This window comes from Coleofasciculus sp. LEGE 07092 (genome assembly GCF_015207375.1).
Taxonomy (GTDB): Bacteria; Cyanobacteriota; Cyanobacteriia; order Cyanobacteriales; family Coleofasciculaceae; genus LEGE-07092.
On the sequence record NZ_JADEWY010000292.1, the window covers coordinates 1 to 1,266 of the forward strand.

General features: G+C 47.4%; 1 protein-coding gene. It reads left to right on the forward strand.

What is annotated here, in order from left to right; translation table 11 throughout:
* The first annotated feature begins 153 nt into the window (after nt 1-153).
* Nucleotides 154-894, forward strand: a complete 741-nt coding sequence (locus IQ257_RS29635) for a 1-acyl-sn-glycerol-3-phosphate acyltransferase (RefSeq protein WP_322744512.1) — start codon at nt 154-156, stop codon at nt 892-894.
* Nucleotides 895-1,266 lie beyond the last annotated feature (372 nt).

Consider the following 1,266-nt stretch of genomic DNA (forward strand, 5'->3'; position numbering starts at 1 on the left):
CCGCTCCCCAGCACCCTAGCTCCCCATCTCCCCAGCATCCCAGCTCCCTCACCCATGACACCAACAGAAGTGTCCCTTCAGTAGAAGACAGGGTTAGGTAGAACACCTATGGTAAAAGTGGAGATTTGGAATACTAGAAAACGTTAACCCCCCATGATGCAGGTTCAATCCCGTGAAGAAACCCAAACCAGGACAGCAGTCACAGAACTACCTTCAGAGACGACAACTCCGGCAAAAGTAGTTCCTGTGACGTCTGGCGTTACCCGTTGGTTAATCGCTATCCTCGACCCCATCGGGCGTCATCTTCTGATGCCGTTTTACTTCCGTCGCCTACAAGTAACGGGACAAGAAAATCTTCCTAAAAGAGGTCCTGTAATTCTAGCCCCTACTCATCGCTCTCGCTGGGATGGTTTGGTAATGGCTTACGCTGCTGGGAAACCCGTTATCGGCAGAGACTTGCGGTTTATGGTTTCCCAAGATGAAATAAAAGGGCTGCAAGGCTGGTTCATCCGGCGTATGGGAGGATTTCCCGTAAATACCAAGCATCCCACCATTGGCACGATCCGTCACAGCGTCGAAATTTTGCGCAGTGGTGGAGTGCTGGTTATGTTTCCAGAAGGCAATATCTTTCGGCATGGACGTATTAACCCCCTCAAACCCGGTATGGCTCGGATTGCCTTGCAAGTAGCATCTAGTCAACCCGAAAGCGACCTAAAAATTGTGCCAATTAGCATTTGTTACAGTGAACCCGTACCGCACTGGCGCTGTGATGCCAAAGTTAGTATCGGAACTCCCTTAAATGTGGTAGATTATTGCACCCAGTCAGGTAAAAAAAGTGCGCAACAGCTAACCAATGACTTGGAAGTGGCAATGAATAATTTGGATCAAGATTAGGTGCAAAACCGAAAGGTTACGAGATTTCAGGGTGCTGCTTTTAGTGTATTGGTAATGTGGGTTGCTATTTCCGACATTTTACGTGTTAGCGTTTCCACTCAATTTAGGTTCTGGGGAACATCGACGATACATTCTGCTGGCAAGGCAACGAATTGCTCGGTGTTAAAGACAGCATAGCGTTTCATAATCCTTGAAAAAACTAACATTTTGCCATGTTCTAAACCAGACCTCTTGCAAAAATCACATATCGCTCTTTTGTCACTCTGGGAAGAGTATAATCAAGAAAAAGCGTTGAAACCCAAGTCCCGCCTATGATAGCGCCGAGAGAGCCTCAACCCACAGTGAAGTTTGTGGACTCCTATTGTGAAGGCT